This is a genomic window from Agrobacterium sp. a22-2 (genome assembly GCF_012276985.1).
Taxonomy (GTDB): domain Bacteria; phylum Pseudomonadota; class Alphaproteobacteria; order Rhizobiales; family Rhizobiaceae; genus Allorhizobium.
This window is the reverse complement of record NZ_JAAXMM010000007.1, coordinates 1-23,241: the sequence shown is the minus strand read 5'-3', so window position 1 is coordinate 23,241 and position 23,241 is coordinate 1. Positions and strand designations below refer to the sequence as shown.

Annotated in this window: 22 protein-coding genes; 13 read left to right on the top strand and 9 right to left on the bottom strand. The window is 62.3% G+C overall.

From position 1 onward, the window contains the following. Positions 1-88: 88 nt before the first annotated feature. Genes HFC70_RS12255 through phnG form a run of 3 tightly spaced genes read right to left on the bottom strand, consistent with a single transcriptional unit; the run spans position 89 to position 2,278 of the window. Positions 89-1,195, bottom strand: a complete 1,107-nt coding sequence (locus tag HFC70_RS12255; RefSeq protein ID WP_168473548.1) for a carbon-phosphorus lyase complex subunit PhnI — start codon at positions 1,193-1,195, stop codon at positions 89-91. Between the two features lie 4 nt (positions 1,196-1,199). Next, positions 1,200-1,808 (bottom strand): phosphonate C-P lyase system protein PhnH, encoded by a 609-nt coding sequence (gene phnH / locus HFC70_RS12250; RefSeq protein ID WP_168473547.1) that lies wholly within the window; start codon positions 1,806-1,808, stop codon positions 1,200-1,202. After that, positions 1,808-2,278 carry a phosphonate C-P lyase system protein PhnG gene (gene phnG, locus HFC70_RS12245; RefSeq protein WP_168473546.1) on the bottom strand — a complete coding sequence of 157 codons (471 nt, stop codon included), beginning with the start codon at positions 2,276-2,278 and terminating at the stop codon, positions 1,808-1,810. Before phnG ends, phnH begins: the two co-directional genes overlap by 1 nt. Before the next feature lie 108 nt (positions 2,279-2,386). Here phnG and phnF point away from each other — a divergent pair, with 108 nt between their 5' ends. Further along, the gene (phnF, locus tag HFC70_RS12240) at positions 2,387-3,136 is read left to right on the top strand and encodes a phosphonate metabolism transcriptional regulator PhnF (RefSeq protein ID WP_168473545.1); all 750 of its coding nucleotides are present in this window, start codon (positions 2,387-2,389) and stop codon (positions 3,134-3,136) included. Positions 3,137-3,162: 26 nt separating this feature from the next. Here phnF and HFC70_RS12235 read toward each other — a convergent pair whose 3' ends face one another. The 6 genes from HFC70_RS12235 to mepA form a co-directional block, all read right to left on the bottom strand. Continuing rightward, positions 3,163-3,798, bottom strand: coding sequence for a 2,3-bisphosphoglycerate-dependent phosphoglycerate mutase (locus HFC70_RS12235; RefSeq protein WP_168473544.1), 636 nt, complete (start codon positions 3,796-3,798; stop codon positions 3,163-3,165). Between the two features lie 21 nt (positions 3,799-3,819). After that, positions 3,820-4,644, bottom strand: coding sequence for a 4-hydroxy-tetrahydrodipicolinate reductase (dapB, locus tag HFC70_RS12230; protein WP_210259243.1), 825 nt, complete (start codon positions 4,642-4,644; stop codon positions 3,820-3,822). Positions 4,645-4,667: 23 nt separating this feature from the next. Continuing rightward, positions 4,668-6,452, bottom strand: coding sequence for an ABC transporter ATP-binding protein (locus tag HFC70_RS12225; protein WP_168473542.1), 1,785 nt, complete (start codon positions 6,450-6,452; stop codon positions 4,668-4,670). A gap of 118 nt (positions 6,453-6,570) precedes the next feature. Beyond that, positions 6,571-7,593, bottom strand: coding sequence for a glucokinase (locus tag HFC70_RS12220; RefSeq protein WP_168473541.1), 1,023 nt, complete (start codon positions 7,591-7,593; stop codon positions 6,571-6,573). Positions 7,594-7,634: 41 nt separating this feature from the next. After that, complete coding sequence (locus tag HFC70_RS12215; protein WP_168473540.1) at positions 7,635-8,015, bottom strand: methylglyoxal synthase; 381 nt, start codon at positions 8,013-8,015, stop codon at positions 7,635-7,637. Positions 8,016-8,109: 94 nt separating this feature from the next. After that, positions 8,110-9,144 (bottom strand): penicillin-insensitive murein endopeptidase, encoded by a 1,035-nt coding sequence (gene mepA / locus HFC70_RS12210; protein WP_168473773.1) that lies wholly within the window; start codon positions 9,142-9,144, stop codon positions 8,110-8,112. A gap of 231 nt (positions 9,145-9,375) precedes the next feature. Here mepA and HFC70_RS12205 point away from each other — a divergent pair, with 231 nt between their 5' ends. The 12 genes from HFC70_RS12205 to HFC70_RS12150 all read left to right on the top strand — a co-directional run bounded on the left by HFC70_RS12205 (position 9,376) and on the right by HFC70_RS12150 (position 23,188). After that, a complete protein-coding gene (locus HFC70_RS12205; protein WP_168473539.1) occupies positions 9,376-11,211 on the top strand; it encodes an extracellular solute-binding protein in 1,836 nt (611 codons plus the stop codon). A gap of 151 nt (positions 11,212-11,362) precedes the next feature. Then, positions 11,363-12,457 carry a microcin C ABC transporter permease YejB gene (locus HFC70_RS12200; protein WP_168473538.1) on the top strand — a complete coding sequence of 365 codons (1,095 nt, stop codon included), beginning with the start codon at positions 11,363-11,365 and terminating at the stop codon, positions 12,455-12,457. 16 nt (positions 12,458-12,473) lie between these two features. Continuing rightward, on the top strand, positions 12,474-13,607 hold the full coding sequence (locus tag HFC70_RS12195) for an ABC transporter permease (protein ID WP_168473772.1): 1,134 nt from the start codon (positions 12,474-12,476) through the stop codon (positions 13,605-13,607). A 67-nt stretch (positions 13,608-13,674) separates the two neighbouring features. Continuing rightward, positions 13,675-13,923 (top strand): hypothetical protein, encoded by a 249-nt coding sequence (locus HFC70_RS12190; RefSeq protein WP_168473537.1) that lies wholly within the window; start codon positions 13,675-13,677, stop codon positions 13,921-13,923. Between the two features lie 3 nt (positions 13,924-13,926). Then, positions 13,927-14,391, top strand: coding sequence for a PIN domain-containing protein (locus tag HFC70_RS12185; protein ID WP_168473536.1), 465 nt, complete (start codon positions 13,927-13,929; stop codon positions 14,389-14,391). After that, positions 14,388-16,016 (top strand): ABC transporter ATP-binding protein, encoded by a 1,629-nt coding sequence (locus tag HFC70_RS12180; RefSeq protein ID WP_168473535.1) that lies wholly within the window; start codon positions 14,388-14,390, stop codon positions 16,014-16,016. Before HFC70_RS12185 ends, HFC70_RS12180 begins: the two co-directional genes overlap by 4 nt. Positions 16,017-16,191: 175 nt before the next feature. Beyond that, positions 16,192-16,479: a hypothetical protein gene (locus HFC70_RS12175; RefSeq protein ID WP_210259242.1), complete on the top strand. Its 288-nt coding sequence runs from the start codon at positions 16,192-16,194 to the stop codon at positions 16,477-16,479. 137 nt (positions 16,480-16,616) lie between these two features. Continuing rightward, the gene (pncB, locus tag HFC70_RS12170; RefSeq protein WP_168473534.1) at positions 16,617-17,921 is read left to right on the top strand and encodes a nicotinate phosphoribosyltransferase; all 1,305 of its coding nucleotides are present in this window, start codon (positions 16,617-16,619) and stop codon (positions 17,919-17,921) included. A gap of 90 nt (positions 17,922-18,011) precedes the next feature. Then, positions 18,012-19,229: an MHYT domain-containing protein gene (locus HFC70_RS12165; protein WP_168473770.1), complete on the top strand. Its 1,218-nt coding sequence runs from the start codon at positions 18,012-18,014 to the stop codon at positions 19,227-19,229. A gap of 163 nt (positions 19,230-19,392) precedes the next feature. After that, positions 19,393-20,259 carry a xanthine dehydrogenase family protein subunit M gene (locus HFC70_RS12160; RefSeq protein WP_168473533.1) on the top strand — a complete coding sequence of 289 codons (867 nt, stop codon included), beginning with the start codon at positions 19,393-19,395 and terminating at the stop codon, positions 20,257-20,259. Positions 20,260-20,270: 11 nt separating this feature from the next. Then, positions 20,271-20,771: a (2Fe-2S)-binding protein gene (locus HFC70_RS12155; protein WP_168473532.1), complete on the top strand. Its 501-nt coding sequence runs from the start codon at positions 20,271-20,273 to the stop codon at positions 20,769-20,771. Next, complete coding sequence (locus tag HFC70_RS12150) at positions 20,768-23,188, top strand: aerobic carbon-monoxide dehydrogenase large subunit (RefSeq protein WP_168473531.1); 2,421 nt, start codon at positions 20,768-20,770, stop codon at positions 23,186-23,188. The genes HFC70_RS12155 and HFC70_RS12150 overlap by 4 nt, the downstream gene beginning before the upstream one ends. Positions 23,189-23,241: the final 53 nt, after the last annotated feature.

Here is a 23,241-nt window from a genome sequence, read left to right as displayed (position 1 = left end):
TGATTGTCTTCGTTTCGGTCCTGGTCACCATGACCGTGCTGTCGGCCTACTGGTATGCCGAGCAGCCGCGCGACTGAACGAACGCTGTTCATTCGGCCGCCTCGCTGAGGTCGAAACCGCTCTCCCGCGCCTTGTCATGATCGGCCCGCATGCGTCGCACCAGATCGAGTTCGGCCTGGAAGTCCACGTAATGCGGCAGTTTCAGATGTTCGACGAAACCCGTTGCCTGGACATTGTCGCAATGGGAAATGACGAATTCCTCGTCCTGCGCCGGCGCCACGACGTCCTCGCCTAATTCCTCGGCTCTAAGCGCCCGGTCGACCAGCGCCATCGCCATCGCCTTGCGCTCGCTCTGTCCGAACACCAGGCCGTAGCCGCGCGTGAACTGTGGCGGTGCCTTGGCGGATCCCTTGAACTGGTTGACCATCTGGCATTCGGTCACCCGCACCCGACCGAGCGACACCGCAAAACCCAGTTCCGCCACCTCCAACTCTACCTCGACTTCGCCAATCCGAATTTCGCCGGCAAACGGATGGGTTCGTCCATAGCCGCGTTGCGTGGAATAGCCGAGAGCTAGAAGAAAGCCCTCGTCGCCGCGGGCAAGCGCCTGTAGCCGCAGGTCCCGGGTCATCGGATAATCGATCGGTTCCCGGGTAATGTCGCCGGCTACGTGATCCTCCGGCATCTCGCCATCGGCCTCGATCAGCCCTTCCTCTTTGAGGATTTCAGAAACCCGCATGGCCCGCTCGCTGCCGCTCGCCTTGCGGGCCGGCTCCTCGACCGGCGTCTCTTCAAGAAGAGAAGGGTCCAGCAGCCGATGCGTGTAGTCAAAGGTCGGGCCGAGCAACTGGCCGCCGGGCAGATCCTTGTAGGTGGCCGATATGCGCCGTTCGATCCGCATGTCCGCGGTATCGATCGGCTGGGAAGCGCCAAAGCGCGGCAAGGTGGTGCGATAGGCGCGCAGCAGAAAAATCGCTTCGATCATGTCGCCGCGCGACTGACGCACGGCCAGCGCCGCAAGCGCCCGATCATAGAGCGAGGCTTCGGCCATCACCCGGTCCACGGCCAGCCCAAGCTGCTGTACGACCTGTTCGATGGTGACGGAGGGCAGCGACCGGTCGCCACGGCGTCGATCAGCGAGCAGGCGATGCGCGTTGTCGATCGCCGCTTCGCCGCCTTTCACGGCAACATACATCTCTTCAAATCTCCCTGGCCATGATCTGGCATGTTCTGGGCAGGCAGAGCATCTGCCGCCCCGAGGTCAGCACCAAGTCGATGCCGCGTGGAAAAAGACTGCGGTTCTCCGCCCATTGCCGAAGGAAGGTCTCAGGAAGCCCCAGCGGCGCGATGGTCGCACGATCCTTGATGCCTGGGCCGGTCAGCGTCAGCGCCCGCCCCTTGTCGAGGGCGGCGACTTCAAGGATCAGGGTCGTGGAGCGATCCGGATATTCCTGGGTGCCGGTGGAAAACAGGCCGAAGGACGAAAGCGGCGCATTGGCTTCGGCAAAGGCAAATCGCGCCTCGGCTTTTTCCCGCGTCAGCGGCGCGCCGGTGTGAAAGCGCAGCCACTCGCCGACCGCGGATTTGGCGAGGCCCGGCGTCATCCAGACCGGCGTGTCATGGTCGCAAAGCGTCAGAGCCAGGGCGCCCGCCGCCATTCCGAGCGGCGCCGGGGGCTCGACTTCCGGCAGGATGCTGCTCACCGTCCCCGGCCGCGCCATGCCGTCCATCAGCATCCTGAACACGCTCTGGGCGTGAAATACCGGTTCGGCGAAGCCGCCGGTCAGGGCATCGGTCTTCGGGTCCATCAGTCCTCTCCCCGCACCATTGTGAAGAAATCCACCCGCGTCGCAGCTGTCTCCTCGGCCGACTGGCGGTCGGCGGCGGTGACACGATGCTCGATGGGCGCAAGCAGGCGCGTCTCGACGAAGTGCTGTGTCTCTTCGTCCTGCCAAAGCGCGTCGAAGATCGCCGCAAGCCGGGCTTTTTCCTTATGGGTCCCGAGCGCATGGGCATGTCCGACGGCGCCACTGGAAAGGCGAACCGTGGCGCGGCAGACAGTGGCCTCGCCGAGATTGAACGGCGCGCCGCCGCCGCCGATCCTGCCGCGGATCATGACCAGCCCGGTTTCCGGCCCGCGCAGGAACTGCGCTTGCGGCTTGACCTCAAGGGCGTCCCAAGCGTCCGCCAGCTCCTGCGGCAGCGCCTGTGCCAGCAGATCGGCAACACGCTTGCGCGGAGGGATCTTTTCGTCGGAGATACGGGGTGCTGTCGCCATTGCCAAATCCAAATTTGTCTAATAATATAGACAACCATACAAGTTACTGTATATTTATCGAATGGGCATGACAAGCGTATGACATGTCAGAGGGATCAGGGCGCTGTAATGGGGCAGGTGAAGACGGTCCAACGGCAAAACGGCGTGGCTCTGTGGCGGCAGATTGCCGACCGCATCCGCATGTCCATTACCGAGGGTGACTATGATGGAACGGGCATGGTGCCGCCGGAAACGGTGCTGGCCGAACAGTTCGGCGTCAATCGCCATACCGTGAGAAGTGCCCTGGCGGCCCTGGGGCAGGAGGGCATCGTCCGCTCCATCCAGGGGCGGGGAACGCTGATCGAGCGTCGCGACCGGTTGAACTTTCCGATCTCGCGGCGTACCCGCTTCACCGCGGGCATTGGCGCGCAGGCGCGGGATGTGGAAGGGCTGTTGCTGTCATCGCAGCGGGAAGCGGCAAGCACGGATATCGCCGGTCATCTTCGGCTGAAGCCGGGCGAGGAGGTGATCCGGTTGGAGGCGCTGCGCAAGGCCGACCAGCGTGCGGTGTCGGTCTCGACAAGCTGGTTCCCAGCTGTTCGTTTCGCCGGCATCGACGAGGCCTATCGGAAGAGCGGGTCGATTACCCAGGCGTTCGCGGCCTGCGGCCTGGCGGATTACCTGCGGGTGCGCACCGAGGTGAGCGCCGTCCATGCCGAGCCCGAGGACGTGCAGCGGCTGGAACTCTCACCGGGCGCTATCGTCCTTGTCACCAAGGCGCTGAATACGGATCCGGAGGGCATGCCGGTGCAATATGCCGTCACGCGTTTTCCGGCCGATCGGGTGCAGTTCACCATCAGCGATGTCGACGGCGAGTAGGTTGCTCGCCGTCTTGTTTGTTGTGGTCAGTGGGCGCCGGACATGTCGCCGAGCACGTCCTTGGTCGCAACGGTCGAATCGGCATTGAGCTTGTAGACCATCGGCACGCCGGTCGCGAGGTTGAGCTCCAGGATCTCTGCCTTGGTCAGCCGATCGAGAACCATCACCAGGGCGCGCAGCGAATTGCCGTGGGCGGCAACAAGCACCTTTTCGCCCCGCAGCACGCGCGGCAGGATCTCCGTCATGTAATAGGGCCAGACGCGGGCGCCCGTGTCGCGCAGGCTCTCGCCGCCAGGCGGCGGAACGTCGTAGGAGCGGCGCCAGACATGCACCTGCTCTTCACCCCACTTGGCGCGGGCATCATCCTTGTTAAGGCCGGAAAGGTCACCGTAATCGCGCTCGTTGAGGGCCTCGTCACGGATGGTTTCAAGCGTCGGCTGGCCGACATTCTGCAGCACGATCTCGCAGGTGCGCTGGGCGCGCGACAGGGCCGAGGTAAAGGCGATGTCGAATTTTATTCCGTAGTCGGCCAGCGCCTTGCCGCCGGCATTGGCTTCCTGAACGCCAAGCTCGGTCAGGCCCGGATCCCGCCAGCCGGTGAACAGGTTCTTGAGGTTCCATTCGCTCTGGCCATGGCGAACAAGCACGAGGGTACCGGTCATCGTAAATCCTCCGGGTGACGGTCAATTGTGGGAAGAAAGCCCGAGAACATCGAGCATGGAATAGAGGCCCGGCTTGGCCGAGCGCGCCCAGAGTGCCGCCTTGACGGCGCCACGGGCAAAGATGGTGCGATCGCCTGCACTATGGGACAGGGTGATGATTTCGCCCTCGCCGGCGAGGATGACGGAATGTTCGCCGATTACCGAGCCGCCGCGCAGCGTCGCAAAGCCGATCGAGCCCGGTTCGCGCGGGCCGGTATGGCCATCGCGCACCCTGACCGAATTCTCGGTGAGATCGATGCCGCGTCCGCGGGCGGCGGCATCGCCGAGCAGGAGTGCTGTGCCGGACGGCGCGTCGACCTTGTGCTTGTGGTGCATTTCCAGCACCTCGATGTCCCAGCCGGAGGCTTCAAGCGCCCGCGCCGCCTGTTCGACCAGCACGCTGAGCAGATTGACCCCTAGGCTCATATTGCCCGATTTGACGATCCGCGCATGGCGCGCTGCCGCCTCGATGCGGGCTTCGTCGGCCGGCGAGCAGCCGGTCGTGCCAATGACATGCACGATGCGCGCCTGCGCGGCGAGTCCTGCAAATTCAACGGACGTTGCCGGCGAGGTGAAATCGATCACGCCATCGGCATGAAGGAAGGCGGCGAGCGGATCGTCGGTGATCGTCACGCCGATCGGGCCAAGACCGGCCAATTCGCCGGCATCCTTGCCGAGCGCAGCCGAGCCGGGGCGGACGATCGCCCCATGCAGCACGGCGCCTTCGGTGGCGGCGATGATACGGATCAGGGCCTGGCCCATCCGCCCGCCCGCTCCGGCAACAACAAGCTTCATGCGATCCGTCATCAAATCCCGGTCCCTGCCGAAAATCAGTCTTTTGGCGTTGTTGTCTGCAGATTGTTCAGTCGAGCGTAAAGACCGTCCGCGCGCTGTGCAAGCGCCTCGTGCGTGCCTTCCTCGGCAATGATGCCGTCCTGCATGACGATGATCTTGTCGGCCTTTACGACCGTCGAAAGACGATGCGCGATGACGACGACCGTCCGTCCGCTCATGGCCTGTTCCAAAGCCAACTGCACCGCTGCCTCGGACTCCGTATCGAGCGCAGACGTTGCCTCATCGAGCAGCAGGATCGGCGCATTGCGGACCAGGGCGCGGGCGATCGACAGCCGCTGGCGTTGTCCGCCGGACAGCGTCAGCCCGTTTTCACCGACCGGCGTGTCGTAGCCGAACGGTTGCGTCAGAATGAAGTCGTGGGCATGAGCCAGTCGGGCGGCACCCTCGACCTCTTCGTCCGTCGCTTCCGGGCGACCGTAGCGGATGTTGTCGCGGATCGTGCCTTCGAACAGATACGGCTGCTGCGAAACATAAGCGATATGCTTGCGCAGCGACGACTTGGTAACCTCGGCGATATCCTGTCCGTCGATCAGGATCTGGCCTTCCAACGGATCGTAGAACCGCGGGATCAGGCTGATCACGGTCGATTTGCCCGCGCCGGACGGCCCGACAAGCGCTGTCGTCTTGCCGCCGTCGGCCACGAGACTGATCCCTTTCAGGATATCTGCACTGGTGCCATAGGCGAAGCGCACGTTGCGGAACTCGATCTTTGCTTCGCTGACGACGAGATCGCGGGCCGCGTCGGTGTCGCGCTGGTGCGGCTGAGTGTCGAGGATTTCATAGATCATCCGCGCGTTGACCGCGGCGCGTTCCATCTGCACCTGAAGCTTGGCCAGCCGCTTGGCCGGCTCATAGGCCATCAGCAGAGCGGCCACAAAGGAGAAAAACGCGCCGGGCAGAACATCGCCGTAGATGCTGCGGAAGGCGGCATAGGCAATCACGCTCGAAATCGCCAGGCCGGCAAAGGTCTCGGTGATCGGCGAGGTGCGCTCGCTCAAGCGGGCGATGCGGTTGGCGCGATTCTCGGCGGCATCGATGATGCTTTCGATCTTGCGGTTCAACTCGCCTTCCATGGTGAAGGCCTTGACGATGGCAATGCCCTGCACGGTTTCCTGCATGGCGCCGAGAACGCGGCTGTTGAGAACGATGGACTCGGTCGTCGCTTTGCGCAGCCGCTTGGATATATAACGCAGGGCAATGAGCACGGGCGGCGCCACGAAGAAGACAATCAGCGTCAGCAGCCAATCCTTCGCCACCATCACGCCGATCAGGGCAATCAGCGTCAGTAGATCCCGCGCGGTGGAGGTTACGGTCAGGTTCAGCACGTCGCGCACGCCGTTGACGTTCTGGCTGATCTGGGCCGCCAGATGCGCCGAGCGTGCTTCGCTGAAATAGCCGAGTGACAGGGACATCAAATGGGAAAACAGCCGCCGCTGGTAGCGCGCCACGATATTGTTGCCGATCTTCGACAGCGTCACGGCCTGGCCGTAAGTCGCAAGGCCGCGTAGCGTGAAGGCCAGGAAGATCGAACCGCAGATCAGCCAGACGATGTCGGCGCGCCGGTTGGCGAAGGCCTCGTTGACGACGGCTTCCATGATCCAGGCGGTAAACGCCGTGGTGAGCGCCACGGTGGCCAGGCAGAGGATCGCGAATGCATAGCCGCGCACATGATCCCGGCCGTTCTCCGCGATGATGCGTTTGAGGATCGCGGTGATGCTCTCTGAACTGACCGGCAGTGCTATTGTCCTTTTGGCGTCCAAAAGCGGATATCCCGATAAAGCGGCTGGATGCGCCCGCCTTCGAGCGCCGATATGCCGGCTCTATAGCCATTTGCACAGGGTTTGGCCATAGCACAATACGCTGCGGCGTAATCCGGCGTTATGCCCGCCAGCGGCGCCCTTCGGTGGCGACGCCGTAATTTGTCGGGGTGCGGGCATAGGCGGCAAGGCCCGACAGCGCTGCCAGCGGATGGGTGACGACGAAGGTCGGGATCGTCCGCATCAGTGCCGAATGCGGCGCCTTGTCCTCGAAAGCCAGCCGGAATTTCGAGGTCTTGAGGGCCGGCAGGATTTTCTGGGAAATCCCGCCCGACAGGAAAACCCCACCCCGTGCCATGAATATCAGTGCAAGGTCGCCGGCCAGCCGGCCGAGATAGGTGGAAAACAACGATATCGTCTCGATGGCTGCCGGATCCGTGCCGGCCAGTGCATGGGAGGTGACATCGGCCGGGTCGCTCCACTCAGCGGCAATGCCGTCCGCCGCACAAACGGCCCGGTAGATGTTGACGATGCCGCGCCCGCATAGCAGCTGTTCGGCGGAGATCCGTCCCTCGATCGGCGTCAGATGGGGAAAAATATCGAAGTCGCGCGCGCTGCGCGGCCCGACATCGACATGCCCGCCTTCGCCCGGCACCGGGAACCAGGCATGCTGGGCATGGATCAAGCCTGCAACGCCGAGTCCGGTGCCAGGTCCAAGAACAACGCGGGATGCGATCGTGGTCTGGCTCAGCGGACCGATTGGCTCGCGATTGTCCTCAGACAGGGACGCCACCGCCAGCGCCTGCGCCTCGAAATCGTTGACGACCAGGACATCGATGAAGCCGAGATCGGCGATCATGGTCCGCGGACGTACCACCCAGGCGCAATTGGTCAGCGGAATTTCGTCGCTCTTGATCGGGCCGGCCACCGCCAGGATCGCGGAGCGCGGTTGAACCGAGGTCTTGTCGAGAACGCCTTTCTGGATCGCCTCATCGATCGTCTCGAAGTCGGCGGTGTGCACATTCGGAAACTGCTTCGGCTCCCCATAGGCATCGGTCAGGATCGAGAACCGCGCATTGGTTCCGCCAATGTCGCCGATCAGGATCGGGAAGGTGAGCTGATCGTGTTCAAGGGTCTTGGGCATGGCGGTTTCCGTTGTGAGCCGAGGCGTCGCGGGTCTATCGTTCACTGCAATTGGGCCTGCAACACGATTTCAGCAGTCGCCCGGTTGAGCGCCATCGGCGTGTCATAGACGATCGCCAGGCGCATCAGAGCCTTTACATCGACATCATGCGGCATGGATGTCAAAGGGTCGACGAAGAAGATCAGGATGGCGATCTCTTCCTGGGCAATCATCGCGCCGATCTGCTGGTCGCCGCCAAGCGGTCCGCTCTTCAATCGGGTGACGTCGAGTCCCGGACAGGCCTCCTGCACGCGCCCGCCCGTCGTGCCGGTCGCCACGATCCGCCACTGAGACAGAACCGCCTGATGCCGGCGGGTGAAGGCCGCCATCTCGTCCTTCATCTGGTCGTGGGCGATCAGCGCGATGGTTTTTCTCTCGGGCATCCCTGGCCATCCCTAGGGTTTAAATCGATTTGAATTCCCTTACACCATCATCCATGACGCTGAAAAGTCACCGACGCCATCCGCCCGCGACTTTTCAGTTGCCGGCCGGCCGCGGGAGTGGAACAGGGATGGTATCCGGCGTAACGCCCGGCTGTGCCGCGATCAGCGCTTCGACGCTGGCCGGTGGTTGCGCGGTCGGCTGGAGGGCCGAGACCGGGGCAGCACCGCCGCCATAGGTGACGACCTGTTCGTTGGCCGGGCCGGGGGCCTTCAGAACAGCCGTGCAGGCCTTCGGCATGTCGGACAGCTGCATCTCGCGCGGCGGCTTGGGCGGCGGGGCATTCGGATCTTTCTTCGGCTTGGCCCAGGGCTCGTCCGTGAACCACCAGGCCAGCGACTTGTCGCAGCCGTCGCCCGCCGTCACGGCCGCCTGCGGCTTGCAGTCGGTGGCGCCTTTCGGGCATTTGATGCGGATATGGAAATGCGCATCATGCCCGTAGATCGGCCGGACCTTGCCCAGAGCCGAGCGGTCGCCCTTCCAGGTTTCGCAAAGCTTTTTCTTGATGGCAGGATTGACGAAAACCCGCTCGACCTGCGGATAGCTCGCGGCCAGCATCACCAGCTGTGCATGGTTGGGCGTCCAGCGCTTCGGATCGACGGTCAGGAACTTGTCCTTCTGCAGCATTGAGGTGAATGGCAGATCTTCGCGCTCCTTGGCGGTCAACTGCCGGCCGGGCATCGGCGTGAACCAGATATCCGCATCGAGCCCGATCTGGTGGGAGGCATGGCCGTTCAGCATCGGTCCGCCACGCGGCTGCGAGATGTCCCCCAGCAGCAGACCCGGCCAGCCGATCTTGGTGGCATCCTGCGAAAATTGTTCGATCAGGCTGATCATCTGCGGATGGCCCCAGCGCCGGTTGCGCGACAGGCGCATCGCCTGCCAGGTCGGACCATCGGTCGGAATGGCAACGCCGCCGGCCAGGCAGCCCTTGGAATAAAATCCGACGGCGCCGGGCTCGGCCCTGGTCGGCAGGGTCACGCCCCCGAACAGCTGCTTGGCGGCCTCAGTCGCAGCACTCGTCTCGACGGCTGCTCCCAACAGAAGGCTGGCGGCAAGCGCAGTGGCCATGGTCTTCAGAAATTTCGGCAAACTCACATCCCCGTACGACCCGGACGCAATGCCGGTGATTTGCTGTCGAGCATATCGTGAAACGAGATTTTGGTGAATCCGTGTTTTTGCAGCGAGAGAGTTACTCTCGATGTCGTGACATCAGGCAATCGGCTTTTGCCTTGCTGGCGCCTGTCTTTTTTGCTGCATTTGCCTATTCTTGATGTCAACAAGACAAGAAGGGTGATTTGGATGGATTTGGCACGTGTTGGATTTGCTGCTGTTGCACTGTTGCTTTCGGTCGCCGCGCCACTTGAGCTTTCGGCCAGCGAACCGCAATGGCGCCATGCGATCGCGGTTTTGGGCCAGCCCGAGTTGCCGCCGGACTTTAAGCATCTTCCTTACGTGAACGTCGAGGCGCCGAAGGGTGGTGAGCTGCGCCTGTCGGATGAAGGCACGTTCGACAGTTTCAACCCGATCATCGACAAGGGCAGCCCCGCGGCCGGCATCGCCGCCGTTTTCGACACGCTGATGGCGCAATCGGAAGACGAAGTCTCCGTCACATACGGTTTGCTGGCAGAAGCACTGTCCTATCCGGACGATCTCTCATCGGTCACGTTCAGGCTGCGACCGGAAGCCAAATGGGCCGATGGCCAGCCCGTGTCGCCGGAGGATGTCATCTTCAGCTTCAACAGCGCGAAAGAGCATAGCACGCTCCACGCCAGCTATTACCGTCATGTGATCGCTGCTGAGAAGACCGGGGAGCGCGAGGTCACCTTCCGCTTTGACGAAAAGAACAATCGCGAATTGCCATCCATCGTTGGTGACTTTTCAATCCTGCCGAAGCACTGGTGGGAGGGCAAGGATGCGCAGGGTAATCAGCGCGACATCTCGCGCACCACCCTCGAACCGTTGATGGGCTCCGGCCCCTACAAGATCGCCGCCTTCCAGGCCGGCTCGACGATCCGCTACGAGTTGCGGGATGACTATTGGGGCAAGGATCTGCCGATCAACCGCGGCCAGAACAATTTCAAGGTGATCACCCACACCTATTTCACCGATTCCGACGTCGAGTTCGAAGCCTTCCGCGCCGGCACGCTCGACTATTACCAGGAGCAAAGCTCCAGCCGCTGGGCCACCCGCTACGACTTTTCCGCCGTCAAAGATGGCCAGGTGATCCGCGAGGCGCTGCCCAATCCGTTCCGGGCCACCGGCATTATGCAAGCCATGGTGCCGAACATGCGCCGCGATATCTTCAAGGATGCCCGAGTGCGTGAGGCTTTGAACTACGCTTTCGACTTCGAGGACTTGAACAAGAACCTGGCCTATGGCGGATTGAAGCGGGTCGACAGCTATTTCTGGGGCACGGAACTGGCATCCTCCGGCCTGCCTCAGGGCCGCGAGCTGGAGATCCTTGAAGGGTTGAAGGATAAGGTGCCGCCAGCCGTGTTCACCACGCCCTATACCAACCCTGTTGGTGGCGATCCGCAGAAGGTCCGGGACAATTTCCGCAAGGCCATTGCCTTGTTCAAGGAAGCCGGATGGGAGCTCAAGGGCAATCGTATGGTCAATGGCCAGACCGGCCAGCCGATGAGCTTCGAGATCCTGCTGAGCAGCGCCTCGTTCGAGCGTTCGGTCCTGCCCTATGTCGCGAGCCTCAAGAAAATCGGCATCGAAGCTCGCGTCCGCACGGTCGATTCGTCCCAGTACATCAACCGTATCCGCAGCTTCGACTACGACATGATCTGGGCCGTCTGGGCCCAAACCATGAACCCCGGCAATGAACAGGCTAACTACTGGGGCTCGCAGTCGGTGGATGTCGCCGGCTCCCGCAACTATGCCGGCATTTCCGATCCGGCCATCGATCAGCTGATCGCGATGATCAACACGGCCCCCAGCCGTGACGAACAGGTGGCGGCGGTCAAGGCGCTCGATCGTATTCTCCTCGCCAATCATTTTGTCGTGCCGCTGTTTTACGCCGGTGAGGCCAAGATCGCCTATTGGAACAGGATCGCCCATCCGGCCGAACTGCCAACCTATGGCATCGGCTTCCCGAACATATGGTGGTCCAAATCTGTAGCCAAATAGCAGGGGCCTTGCGTCTCTCCATCGAGCCGCTACCAATGGAAACCACGAATCAGCGCATCTGGACCGCGCGTGCGGATAAACAAGGAGAAAACGGCTTGGGCAGCAGGGTAATGAACGATATTCGCAGCCTATTGAGCGGAGTTCATTGCTGATGGGCGCCTATATCCTGCGCCGCCTTCTGCTGATGATCCCGACGATTGTCGGCATCATGGGCATTTCCTTCCTCGTGATCCAGTTTGCGCCCGGCGGCCCGGTCGAGCAGGTTATCGCCCAACTGTCCGGCCAGGGCGACAGCGCCGACCAGCGTCTGTCGGGTGGCGGCGGCGATATGCTGAGCCAGGCCGGCGCCGACGAGATGAACTCGCGCTATCGCGGCGCGCAGGGGCTGGATCCGGAGCTGATCGCCAAGCTCGAAAAACAGTTCGGCTTCGACAAGCCGCCGCTGACCCGCTTCGGCGAAATGATGTGGAATTATATCCGTTTCGATTTCGGCGAGAGCTTCTTCCGCAACACCTCCGTCATCGATCTGATCGTCGAGAAGATGCCGGTGTCCATTTCGCTGGGCGTCTGGGTGCTGTTGCTGTCCTACGCCATTTCCATTCCGCTCGGCATCCGCAAGGCCGTGCAGGACGGTTCGACCTTCGATGTCTGGACTTCCGGCGTCATCGTCGTCGGCTATGCGGTTCCGAGTTTCCTGTTTGGCATCCTGCTGATCGTGCTTTTTGCCGGCGGGTCCTTCTTCGACTGGTTCCCCTTGCGCGGGCTGACCTCGGACAATTTCGCCGAATTGTCCTGGTGGCAGAAGATCCTCGACTATTTCTGGCACCTGACCTTGCCGCTGACGGCACTTCTCCTGTCGGCCTTTGCGACCACCACGCTGCTCACCAAGAATTCCTTCATCGACGAGATCAAGAAACAATATGTGGTGACGGCCCGCGCCAAGGGCCTCGGCGAGCGCCAGGTTCTCTACGGCCACGTGTTCCGCAATGCCATGCTGATCGTCATTGCCGGCATTCCCGGCGCCTTCATTTCCGCCTTCTTCACCGGTTCGCTGCTGATCGAGAACATCTTCTCGTTGGATGGCCTTGGCCGGCTCGGCTATCTCTCGATCGTCAACCGCGACTATCCGATCGTCTTTGCCACCCTCTACATCTTCTCACTGATGGGACTGGTGGTCGGATTGCTGTCGGACCTCATCTACACCTGGATCGACCCGCGCATCGATTTCGACCGGAGGGATGTCTGACATGGCCTCGCCCGATATGGTCGACACACGTGCTGCAAACGTCGAGGTCAAAAGACCCTGGCTGACGCCCACCAACCGCCGGCGCCTTGAAAACTTCAAGGCCAACAAGCGCGGCTACTGGTCCTTCTGGATCTTCATGCTGCTCTTCGTCCTCAGCCTCTGTGCCGAGCTGATTGCTAATGACCGGCCGCTGGTCGCCTCCTATAAGGGCGAGATCCTGTTCCCTGTCCTGGTCGACTATCCCGAGGAAAAATTCGGCGGCTTCCTGGCGGTGACGGACTATCGGTCTTCCTTCATCGACGAGGAGATCAAGGCCAACGGCTGGGTGCTCTGGCCGCCGATCCGTTATTCCTACAGCACGGTCAATTCCAACATTCCCCATTCTGCCCCCACGGCGCCGTTCTGGCTGATGGACAAGGAGGAGCGCTGCTCGGCCTATCCGCTCGGAACGGAGGATCCCGGCTGCGTGCTTGGCAATCTCAACTGGCTCGGCACCGACGATCAGGCGCGCGATGTCATGGCGCGGATGATCTATGGCTTCCGCATCTCCGTGCTGTTCGGCCTGGCCCTGACGATCGTCTCGGCGCTGATCGGCGTGACGGCCGGCGCCATCCAGGGCTATTTCGGCGGCTGGACTGATCTCCTGATGCAAAGGCTTATCGAGATCTGGTCGTCCATGCCTGTGCTTTACGTGTTGCTGATCATTTCCTCGATCCTGCCGCCCGGCTTCTTCATTCTGCTCGGTATCATGCTGCTGTTTTCATGGGTCAGTTTCGTCGGCATTGTCCGTGCCGAATTCCTGCGCGCCCGCAATTTCGAATATGTGAATGCGGCCCGCGCGCTCGGCGTCGGCAATTGGACGATCATGTATCGCCACCTCCTGCCCAATGCCATGGTGGCGACGCTGACCTTCCTGCCCTTCATCCTGTCGGGATCGATCACCACCCTGACCTCGCTCGATTTCCTCGGCCTCGGCATGCCGCCGGGCTCGCCGTCGCTCGGCGAACTGATCGCGCAAGGCAAGCGCAACCTGCAGGCCCCTTGGCTCGGCCTCACCGCCTTCTTCACCATGTCGATCATGCTGTCGCTGCTGATCTTCGTCGGCGAGGCGGTGCGCGATGCCTTCGATCCGCGAAAGACGTTCAGATGAGCGGCGCCTCGTCTTGCTCGCCGTTTTGCGGTAATGTCTCTCGACCGGTTCCGACGAGGGGGCAGTGATGAACAAGATCGTGAGAGACCATTATCCGGTTGAGAATCTGCCTGCCGACCTGCGAGGCGGGCTGGACAATCATGCAACGGTCCGGGTCGTCATCGAAGTGGAAAGCGAACCGCCTCAGACCAAGCCGCTGACGGTCGAGCAGGCGCTTGAGATGATCAGGAAGTACAAGGCCGAGGGACATCCGTCCGTCAGCGCCGAAGAGGCGGTGGCGCGAATTCGCGAATTGCGCGACGAGTGGGACGACTGAGGCGTGCGGATCTATCTGGATACCAACATCTTTATCGCCGCCTTTGAGCGAAGGGATGGATTGAGCGACCTACTTGGAAGCGTGTTTGCAGCCGGTGCAAGGCGCGGTGGCGAGACGTTTCTCACAAGCGAATTGACGATCTCCGAGTTGCTTGTCGTGCCTCTGCGTGAAGGCAAGATAGCGTTGGCCGGTTATTATACCGACGTGCTTTCGCAGAATGAATGGCTGCAGGTTTCTCCCGTTGCCAGGTCGGTTCTGCTTTCTGCTGCGGAACTCCGGGCCAATCGGCGTGGTCTGAGGCTGCCGGATGCGATCCATCTGGCAACAGCATTGGCCGCTGGTTGTAGTCACTTCCTGACTGACGACAGCGCCCTGGCGAGCAACGGTTCAGCGACGGTGTCTGCCGTTCGAATGCTGCGCCCCGACGAGCCCACCCTGACCTCCCTCCTGCAAAGTCTGGCCGCATGACCGAACCGCTTCTCTCCGTCCGGGATCTCTCCGTCGTCTTCCATCAGGGTGACAAGGAAACCCTTGCCGTCGACCGGATCTCCTTCGACATCGCGCGCGGCGAGGTGGTGGCGCTGGTCGGCGAATCCGGTTCCGGCAAGTCGGTCTCGGCCGCCTCCGTGCTGAAGCTGCTGCCTTATCCTTCGGCCAGTCACCCATCGGGCCAGATCCTGTTCGATGGCCAGGATCTGATGAGGCTACCGGAGCAGGCTCTGCGCGCCGTGCGCGGCAATGAGATCACCATGATCTTCCAGGAGCCGATGACCTCGCTCAATCCGCTGCACACGATCGAGAAGCAGATCGGCGAGATCCTCGCTTTGCACCAGGCGATCGGCGGTCCGTCGGCCCACGCCAAGACGCTGGAACTGCTCAACCAGGTTGGCATCCGCGACCCGGAAAAACGGCTGACGGCCTATCCCCATGAATTGTCGGGCGGCCAGCGCCAGCGCGTCATGATCGCCATGGCGCTCGCCAACCGGCCGAAACTGCTGATTGCCGACGAGCCGACCACGGCACTCGATGTCACCGTGCAGGCGCAGATCCTCGAATTGCTGCGCAGCCTGAAGAACGATCACGGCATGTCCATGCTGTTCATCACCCACGATCTCGGCATCGTACGCAAATTTGCCGATCGCGTCTGCGTGATGACCAAGGGCCGCATCGTCGAGAGCGGCCCGGTCGAGGAGATCTTCTCCAATCCGCAGCACGCCTATACCCGTCATCTCCTAGCCTCGGAGCCGCGTGGCGAGCCGCCGCTGTCGGATCTCGACAAACCGATCGTCATGCAGGGGCAGGACGTCAAGGTCTGGTTCCCGATCAAGGCGGGCTTCCTGCGCAAGGTGGTCGATCATCTGAAGGCGGTCGATGGCGTCGATCTGACGTTGCGGGCCGGCCAGACGCTCGGTGTCGTCGGCGAATCCGGGTCCGGCAAGACCACGCTCGGTCTGGCGCTTGCCCGGCTGATTTCGTCGACAGGCCGTATCAGCTTTATCGGCTCTGAGATCGGGGGATTCAGCTACCGGCAGATGCTACCTCTGCGGGATCGCCTGCAGATCGTGTTCCAGGATCCGTTCGGTTCGCTGAGCCCCCGCATGTCGGTGGGTGACATTGTCGCCGAAGGGCTGCGGGTGCATGAGCGAGGGCTGTCGGCCGATCAGCGCGATGCCCGCGTCTGCTGGGCGCTGGACGAGGTCGGGCTCGACACGGCAACCCGCTGGCGTTATCCGCACGAGTTTTCCGGTGGCCAGCGCCAGCGCATCGCCATTGCCCGCGCCATGGTGCTCAAGCCCCGCTTCGTCATGCTCGACGAGCCGACCTCGGCCCTCGACATGAGCGTGCAGGCCCAGGTGGTTGATCTGTTGCGCGACCTGCAGAAGAAGCACGACCTTGCCTATCTGTTCATCAGCCACGACCTGCGCGTGGTGAAGGCGCTTGCCAATGACGTCATCGTGATGCGCATGGGCAAGGTGGTGGAGCAGGGGCCGGCGGTCGAGATTTTCAAGGCGCCGAAGGCCGACTACACCCGTGCCCTGATGGCCGCCGCCTTCGACCTGAAGGCGGTCGACATCGCCGGCATCCATCAGTAGCGAGACGAGTTGACCGGCAATCCATTAAATGAACCGACGCTTGTTGCTTCGGGTTATGGGCTTCCGCAGCAATGGGCCGCGATTTCGGAACCTTTGCGGCGTACCATTCGTTCACTCCCCAAGTGATGCCTGTCCGGCCTCCGCCGTCGGCGACAAAATCCTCAAGGAGAAGCCCATGACGACCCCCAATGGTTCCAATCAGCAAACCATTCGCCCCGCAAACACGGACGTCCATGAGGAGCCCTTGCCAGCGACGGATGCGCGGCAGGGCTTTCCGGGCCGGCCGGTTCTGGTGGTGCTGCTGGCCGGGTTACTGCTGGCCATGGTCGTGTGGATTCCGGTCGAGTGGTGGGGCAATGGCATGGCGCCCGAACAGCCGGCCAGCGAGCAGATCACGCCCGCCCCGAGCCCGGCAGAAAATACCAATGGCAAGACCGGCGCACAGCCCAGTTCCACCCCGTAAGCTTGCCACGTCCGCTCCTGCCTATGGACTTTAGGCGGATATTTTTCGATAAGGTTGCTGTCGAAGCAGTTGCCCCCATGGGATGACCGACAGCAGCCGGCCGAAATCGGGCCGGGTTCAAGGCGCGGCGAGGACCGATGACGAAAACCGATATTGCCACCCGCGTCTTCAACCATGCCTGGAAGCTCGATCCGATCATTCGCAGCCTGATCGATACGGATTTCTACAAGCTGCTGATGCTGCAGATGATCTGGAAGCTCTATCCGGACGTCAACGCGACCTTTACCCTGATCAACCGCACCAAGTCCGTTCGTCTCGCCGATGAGATCGACGAAGGCGAATTGCGTGCGCAACTGGATCATGTCCGCACGCTGAAGCTCTCCAAGAAGGAAATGATCTGGCTGGCCGGTAATACCTTCTATGGTAGGGCGCAGATCTTCGAGCCGGAATTCCTGGCCTGGCTCGCCAATCTGCAACTCCCCGAATACGAGCTGTCGAAAAAGGACGGCCAGTATGAGCTGACCTTCTACGGTTCCTGGATGGAAACGACCCTTTGGGAAATTCCGGCCCTTGCCATCATCAACGAGCTTCGCACCCGCCGCGCCATGCGCAATCTCGGCTATTTTACGCTGGACGTTCTCTACGCCCGGGCGAAGGCCAAGATGTGGGCCAAGGTCGAGCGCCTGCGTGAATTGGAGGGTCTGCGCATTTCCGATTTCGGTACGCGCCGCCGTCACAGCTTTCTCTGGCAACGCTGGTGCGTCGAAGCCTTGAAGGAAGGTGTCGGCCCGGCCTTCACCGGCACCAGCAATGTCCTACTCGCCATGGATTCCGATCTTGAGGCTGTCGGCACCAATGCCCATGAATTGCCGATGGTGGCGGCTGCCCTTGCCAATACGGATGCCGAACTGGCCGCGGCCCCCTACAAGGTCTTGCGGGATTGGAACCGTCTCTACGGCGGCAACCTGCTGATCGTCCTGCCCGATGCCTTCGGTACGGCGGCCTTCCTGCGCGACGCGCCGGAATGGGTGGCCGACTGGACGGGTTTTCGCCCCGACAGCGCGCCGCCGATCGAAGGCGGCGAGAAGATCATCGCCTGGTGGAAAAAGATGGGCCGTGACCCCCGGCAGAAGCTGCTGATCTTCTCCGACGGGCTGGATGTCGATGCGATCATCGACACCTACCGCCATTTCGAGGGCAAGGTGCGCATGAGCTTCGGCTGGGGCACCAACCTCACCAATGACTTCGCCGGCTGCGCGCCGCAGGAGATCGCCGGCCTGATGCCGATTTCCATCGTCTGCAAGGTCAACGACGCCAACGGCCGCCCGGCCGTGAAGCTCTCGGACAACCCGAAAAAGGCGACCGGTGATGCCGCCGAGGTCGAGCGCTACCTGAAATTCTTCGGCTCGGAAGACCGTGTCGAACAGGCGGTGCGGGTCTAGAACCCTTCTTGTCAAAGGCCTGTCACGGCCTGTAGTGTCTCCAATGAGGAGATGGTCGTGGCCAGTGGAGGGATTACGGCCGACGACAAGATGTTCGCAGGCCATGATCCCTATCTGGTGGCCCTTTCGGTCATCGTGGCAATTCTGGGCGGCTATACCGGTTTCGGCCTTGCAGCCCGGATCCGGGGGACGCCTGGACTTGCGCGCCGCCTTCTGCTGGCCGGTGCGGCCGGCTTCCTGGCGGTCGGTATCTGGACGATGCATTTCGTCGGCATGCTGGCCGCCCCCATTCCGCCGGCGGCGGCCTATCTGGTCCTGCCCACCATCATTTCCTTCCTGATCTGTGCCCTGGTGGTCGGCATCTCGCTGTTCTTCGTGAGCATCGGCGATCCGTCCCGCCAGCGGGTGATCGCCTCCGCCCTCCTGCTCGGCGCCGGCATCGTGTCCATGCACTATGTCGGGGTGCATGCGGTAAGCGGGCCGTTCCACATTGTCCATCGCCCTGGCATGATCCTGCTGTCGAGCCTGATCGCCGTGCTGTCGGCCTATGGCGGGTTGCGGATCTATCTTGCCCGGCAGGGTGGCCTGCGCCTGGTACTAAGCGCCGTTGCCTTTGGCATCGCCGTCTCCGGCATGCATTACACCGCCATGCATGGCATGACATTTTCGACCATGCCGCTCGACATGGTGCCGATGTCCGACGGTCTTGTCGCCTCGGCCCAGGTCCTGTCGCTGGTCGTCGCCCTTCTCTGTTTTGTGATTGCCGCCGGTTTTCTGCTCTTCCTGGTGCCCGAGCCGCGCCCGAGACCGCTGGCCGGTTTTCCCGGCGGTTTCTACCCTGCTTCGGAGGCGCCCGGCCCGGTATCGGAAGGCCTGCAGACTGCGTCGCGTTCCGATCGGTCGGTCATGACAACAGCGCCGCTCGGCGGCATCGGCCAGCCACGTCAGCTGCCCGTGCAGCGCATTCCCGTCGAAGCGGCGGATGGCACCCGTCTTGTCGATGTCACGGAGATCAGGGCCATCCGCGCCGATGCCCATTACACCATGGTGCACGACGGCCAGCGCGAGCGCATGTGTTCGTGGTCGATTTCCGAGGCCGAGACGAAGCTTGATCCGGCCGTCTTTATCCGGGTCCATCGCAGCCATATCGTCTCTTTGCCGCATGTCGCTTTCCTGCGAAAGGAGGGCGATGGCGCCATCGTCGAGCTGGATGGGCCGCAGCCGACCATCGTGCCGGTCAGCCGTGCGAAGATCGCCGAGATCCGGGCGCGGCTGGGTTTGACCAAGACGGTGCCGCCGCGCCACTGAGACAGTTTCTCTGACGCAGTTCATGCAATCCGGGCCGCATTTCGTGCGAAATCACGCGGTTCGTGCTGCGGGACGGATGGCTCTCTTGCCCCTCTCCTGAACCCTCGTCACCCTTTCCCCATCGTCGGTTCCAAACCGCCAGTCCGACGAATGGGAGGAAACCATGATACCAGGCGAATTCGAATACCACCGGCCGGCGACCCTTGCCGATGCCGTCAAGCTCTTGGGCGAACTGGGCGAAGAGGCGCGGCCCCTGGCCGGTGGCCACAGCCTCATTCCGATGATGAAACTGCGTTTCGCGACGCCCGAGCACCTGGTCGATCTAGGCGCCATCGCCGGCTTGAAGGGAATCCGTCGTGACGGCGATCGGATCCTGATCGGTGCGATGACCACCCAGCACGACATTCTCTGTTCCGCCGACATTGCGGCCGCCCTGCCGCTGTTGCGGGAAACGGCGCTGATGATCGCTGATCCGCAGGTGCGCTACATGGGCACGATCGGCGGCAATGTCGCCAATGGCGATCCGGGCAATGACCTGCCGGCGGTGATGATGGCTCTGGGCGCCAGCTACCGGCTCGAAGGCCTGGATGGCTTGCGCGAGGTGGAGGCGGTCGATTTCTACCAGGGGGCCTATTTCACGGCGCTGGAACCGGGCGAGATCCTGTCCGAAATTTCCATCCCCGTGCCGCCCGCCGGCCACGGCTATGCCTATGAAAAGCTGAAGCGCAAGGTCGGCGATTACGCCACGGCTGCGGCCGCCGTGCTTCTCACCCTGTCGGGTGGCAAGATCGTGACCTGCTCCATCGCGCTCACCAACCTGTCCGAAACGCCGCTTCTGGCAACGGATGCGGCAACAGCCGTCATCGGCACGAGCCTTGACGAGGCGAGCCTGAAGCACGCCGCAGATGCGGCCCGCGCCATCATGAACCCGGCGACCGACGCCCGCGGCACGGCCGAATACCGCACCCATGTCGGTGGCATCATGGTCATGCGCGCCTTGCAGCGCGCCATGCAAAAAGCAGCGGCCTGAGGAGGACGACAATGGCAAAAACCCACATCCAGTTGACGGTCAACGGTGCGCAGATCGACGGGCTGGTCGAACCGCGCACCCTTCTCATCCACTTCATCCGTGAAAACCTCATGCTGACGGGTGCCCATATCGGCTGCGAGACCAGCCATTGCGGCGCCTGCACGGTCGATATCGACGGCAAGTCGGTGAAGAGCTGCACGGTCTTTGCGATCCAGGCCAATGGCGCGGATATCACCACGATCGAGGGCATCGCCAATGCCGACGGAACCCTGTCGGCCCTGCAGGAAGGCTTCCGGCAGATGCACGGGTTGCAATGTGGCTTCTGCACGCCCGGCATGATCGTTCGCGCCCATCGCCTGCTACAGGAAAACCCCGATCCGACCGAGGAGGAGATCCGCTTCGGAATTGCCGGCAATCTCTGTCGCTGCACCGGTTACCAGAACATCGTCAAGGCCATTCAATATGCCGCGGCCAAGATCAATGGCACGCAATTCCAGGAGGCAGCGGAATGAACGACATGACTCCGACCCGCGAACAGCGGGAAGCGCGCCTTGAAGGCATGGGCTGCAAGCGCAAGCGCGTCGAGGACGTACGCTTCACCCAGGGCAAGGGCAACTATGTCGACGACGTAAAGCTGCCCGGCATGCTGCATGGCGATTTCGTCCGCTCGTCCCATGCCCATGCCCGCATCGTCTCGATCAACAAGGAGGCAGCCCTGAAGGTGCCCGGCGTCCTGGCGGTGTTGACGGCCGAGGACCTCCACGGCGTCAACCTCGCCTGGATGCCGACATTGGCCGGCGACGTGCAGATGGTTCTGGCCGACGGCAAGGTTCTGTTCCAGAACCAGGAAGTGGCCTTCGTCGTTGCCATCGACCGCTATGCCGCCGATGACGGGATTGCTGCCGTCGAGGTCGAATACGAAGCCTTGCCGGTGGTGATCGATCCCTTCACGGCGATGAATGCGGATGCCCCCGTGCTGCGGGAGGATCTGGCCGGCAAGATGGAGGGCGCCCACGGGCCCCGCAAGCATCACAACCACATCTTCGAATGGACGGTCGGCGATCGCGAACTGACCGATATCGCCTTCGACAAGGCCGAGGTGAAGATCAAGGAACTGATCTCCTATCATCGCACCCATCCGTCGCCGCTGGAAACCTGCCAGTGCGTCTGCTCCTTCGACAAGATCAAGGGTGAACTCACCATCTACGGCACCTTCCAGGCGCCGCATGTCATCCGCACCGTGGTGGCGCTGATCTCCAAGATCCCCGAGCACAAGATCCATGTGATCGCGCCCGATATCGGCGGCGGCTTCGGCAACAAGGTCGGCGCCTATCCCGGTTATATCTGCGCCGCCGCCGCCTCCATCGTCACCGGCAAGCCGGTCAAATGGGTCGAGGACCGCATGGAGAACCTCACCACCACCTCGTTTGCCCGTGATTACCACATGACGACGGAAATCGCCGCCACGAAAGAAGGCGAGGTCACCGGGCTGCGGGTCCATGTTCTGGCCGATCACGGCGCCTTCGATGCCTGTGCCGACCCCTCCAAATGGCCGGCCGGCTTCATGAATATCGTTACCGGGTCCTATGATTTCCCGGTCGCTCATCTCAGCGTTGATGGCATCTACACCAACAAGGCACCGGGCGGCGTTGCCTATCGCTGTTCGTTCCGCGTGACGGAAGCGGCCTACTGTATCGAGCGCGGCATGGATATTCTCGCCCAGAAGCTCGGTATGGATCCCGCCGAACTCCGGCTGAAGAACTTCATCAAGGCAGAGCAGTTCCCCTACCATTCGGCGCTCGGCTGGGAATATGACAGCGGCGACTACAAGACCGCCATGGTCAAGGCGATGGAGACCATCGACTATGCCGGTCTGCGCCGCGAACAGGCGGAACAGCGCGAGGCCTTCAGGCGCGGCGAAACCCGCGAGATCATGGGCATCGGCACCTCGTTCTTCACCGAGATCGTCGGTGCCGGACCGTCGAAGAATTGCGACATTCTCGGCATCGCCATGTTCGACAGCTGCGAGATCCGCCTGCACCCGACCGGCTCTGGCATTGCCCGCGTCGGTACCAAGAGCCAGGGCCAGGGGCATGAAACCACCTGGGCTCAGATCATCGCCACCGAGATCGGTATTCCCGCCGACGACATCATGGTCGAGGAAGGCAATACCGATACGGCGCCTTACGGTCTCGGCACCTACGGGTCGCGCTCTACGCCGGTGGCTGGTGCAGCCATTGCGCTGGCCGCTAGAAAGATCCGCGCCAAGGCGCAGATGATCGCCGCCTATCTGCTGGAAGTACACGAAGGCGACCTCGAATGGGATGTCGACGGCTTTAGGGTCAAGGGCCTGCCGGAACGGGTCAAGTCGATGAAGGACATCTGCTGGGCGGCCTACAATGCCGTGCCGCCCGGCATGGAGCCGGGGCTCGAGGCGGTCAGCTATTACGACCCGCCGAACATGACCTATCCCTTCGGCGCCTATTTCTGTGTGATGACCATCGATGTCGATACCGGTGTCTACAAGGTCAAGCGTTTCTATGCGCTCGACGATTGCGGAACCCGCATCAACCCGATGATCATCGAGGGCCAGGTGCATGGTGGGCTGACCGAGGGCTTTGCCATCGCCATGGGCCAGGAGATCCGTTACGATGCCACCGGCAATGTCATGGGCGGCTCGTTCATGGATTTCTTCATTCCGACGGCCGTCGAGACGCCCCATTGGGAAACCGATTTCACGGTCACGCCGTCGCCGCATCATCCGATCGGCGCCAAGGGCGTCGGCGAAAGCCCGAATGTCGGCAGCGTCCCGGCCTTTTCCAATGCCGTCAACGATGCCTTCTCGTTCCTGGGCTCGACCCATATCCAGATGCCGCACGACTCCTGGCGCAACTGGGAAGCCGCCAAGGCGCTCGGCGTGACGGGGTGAAGGATGCAGTGAGAAAAGGCCCTCTCTGGCCCGCCGGCCATCTCCCCCTTGTG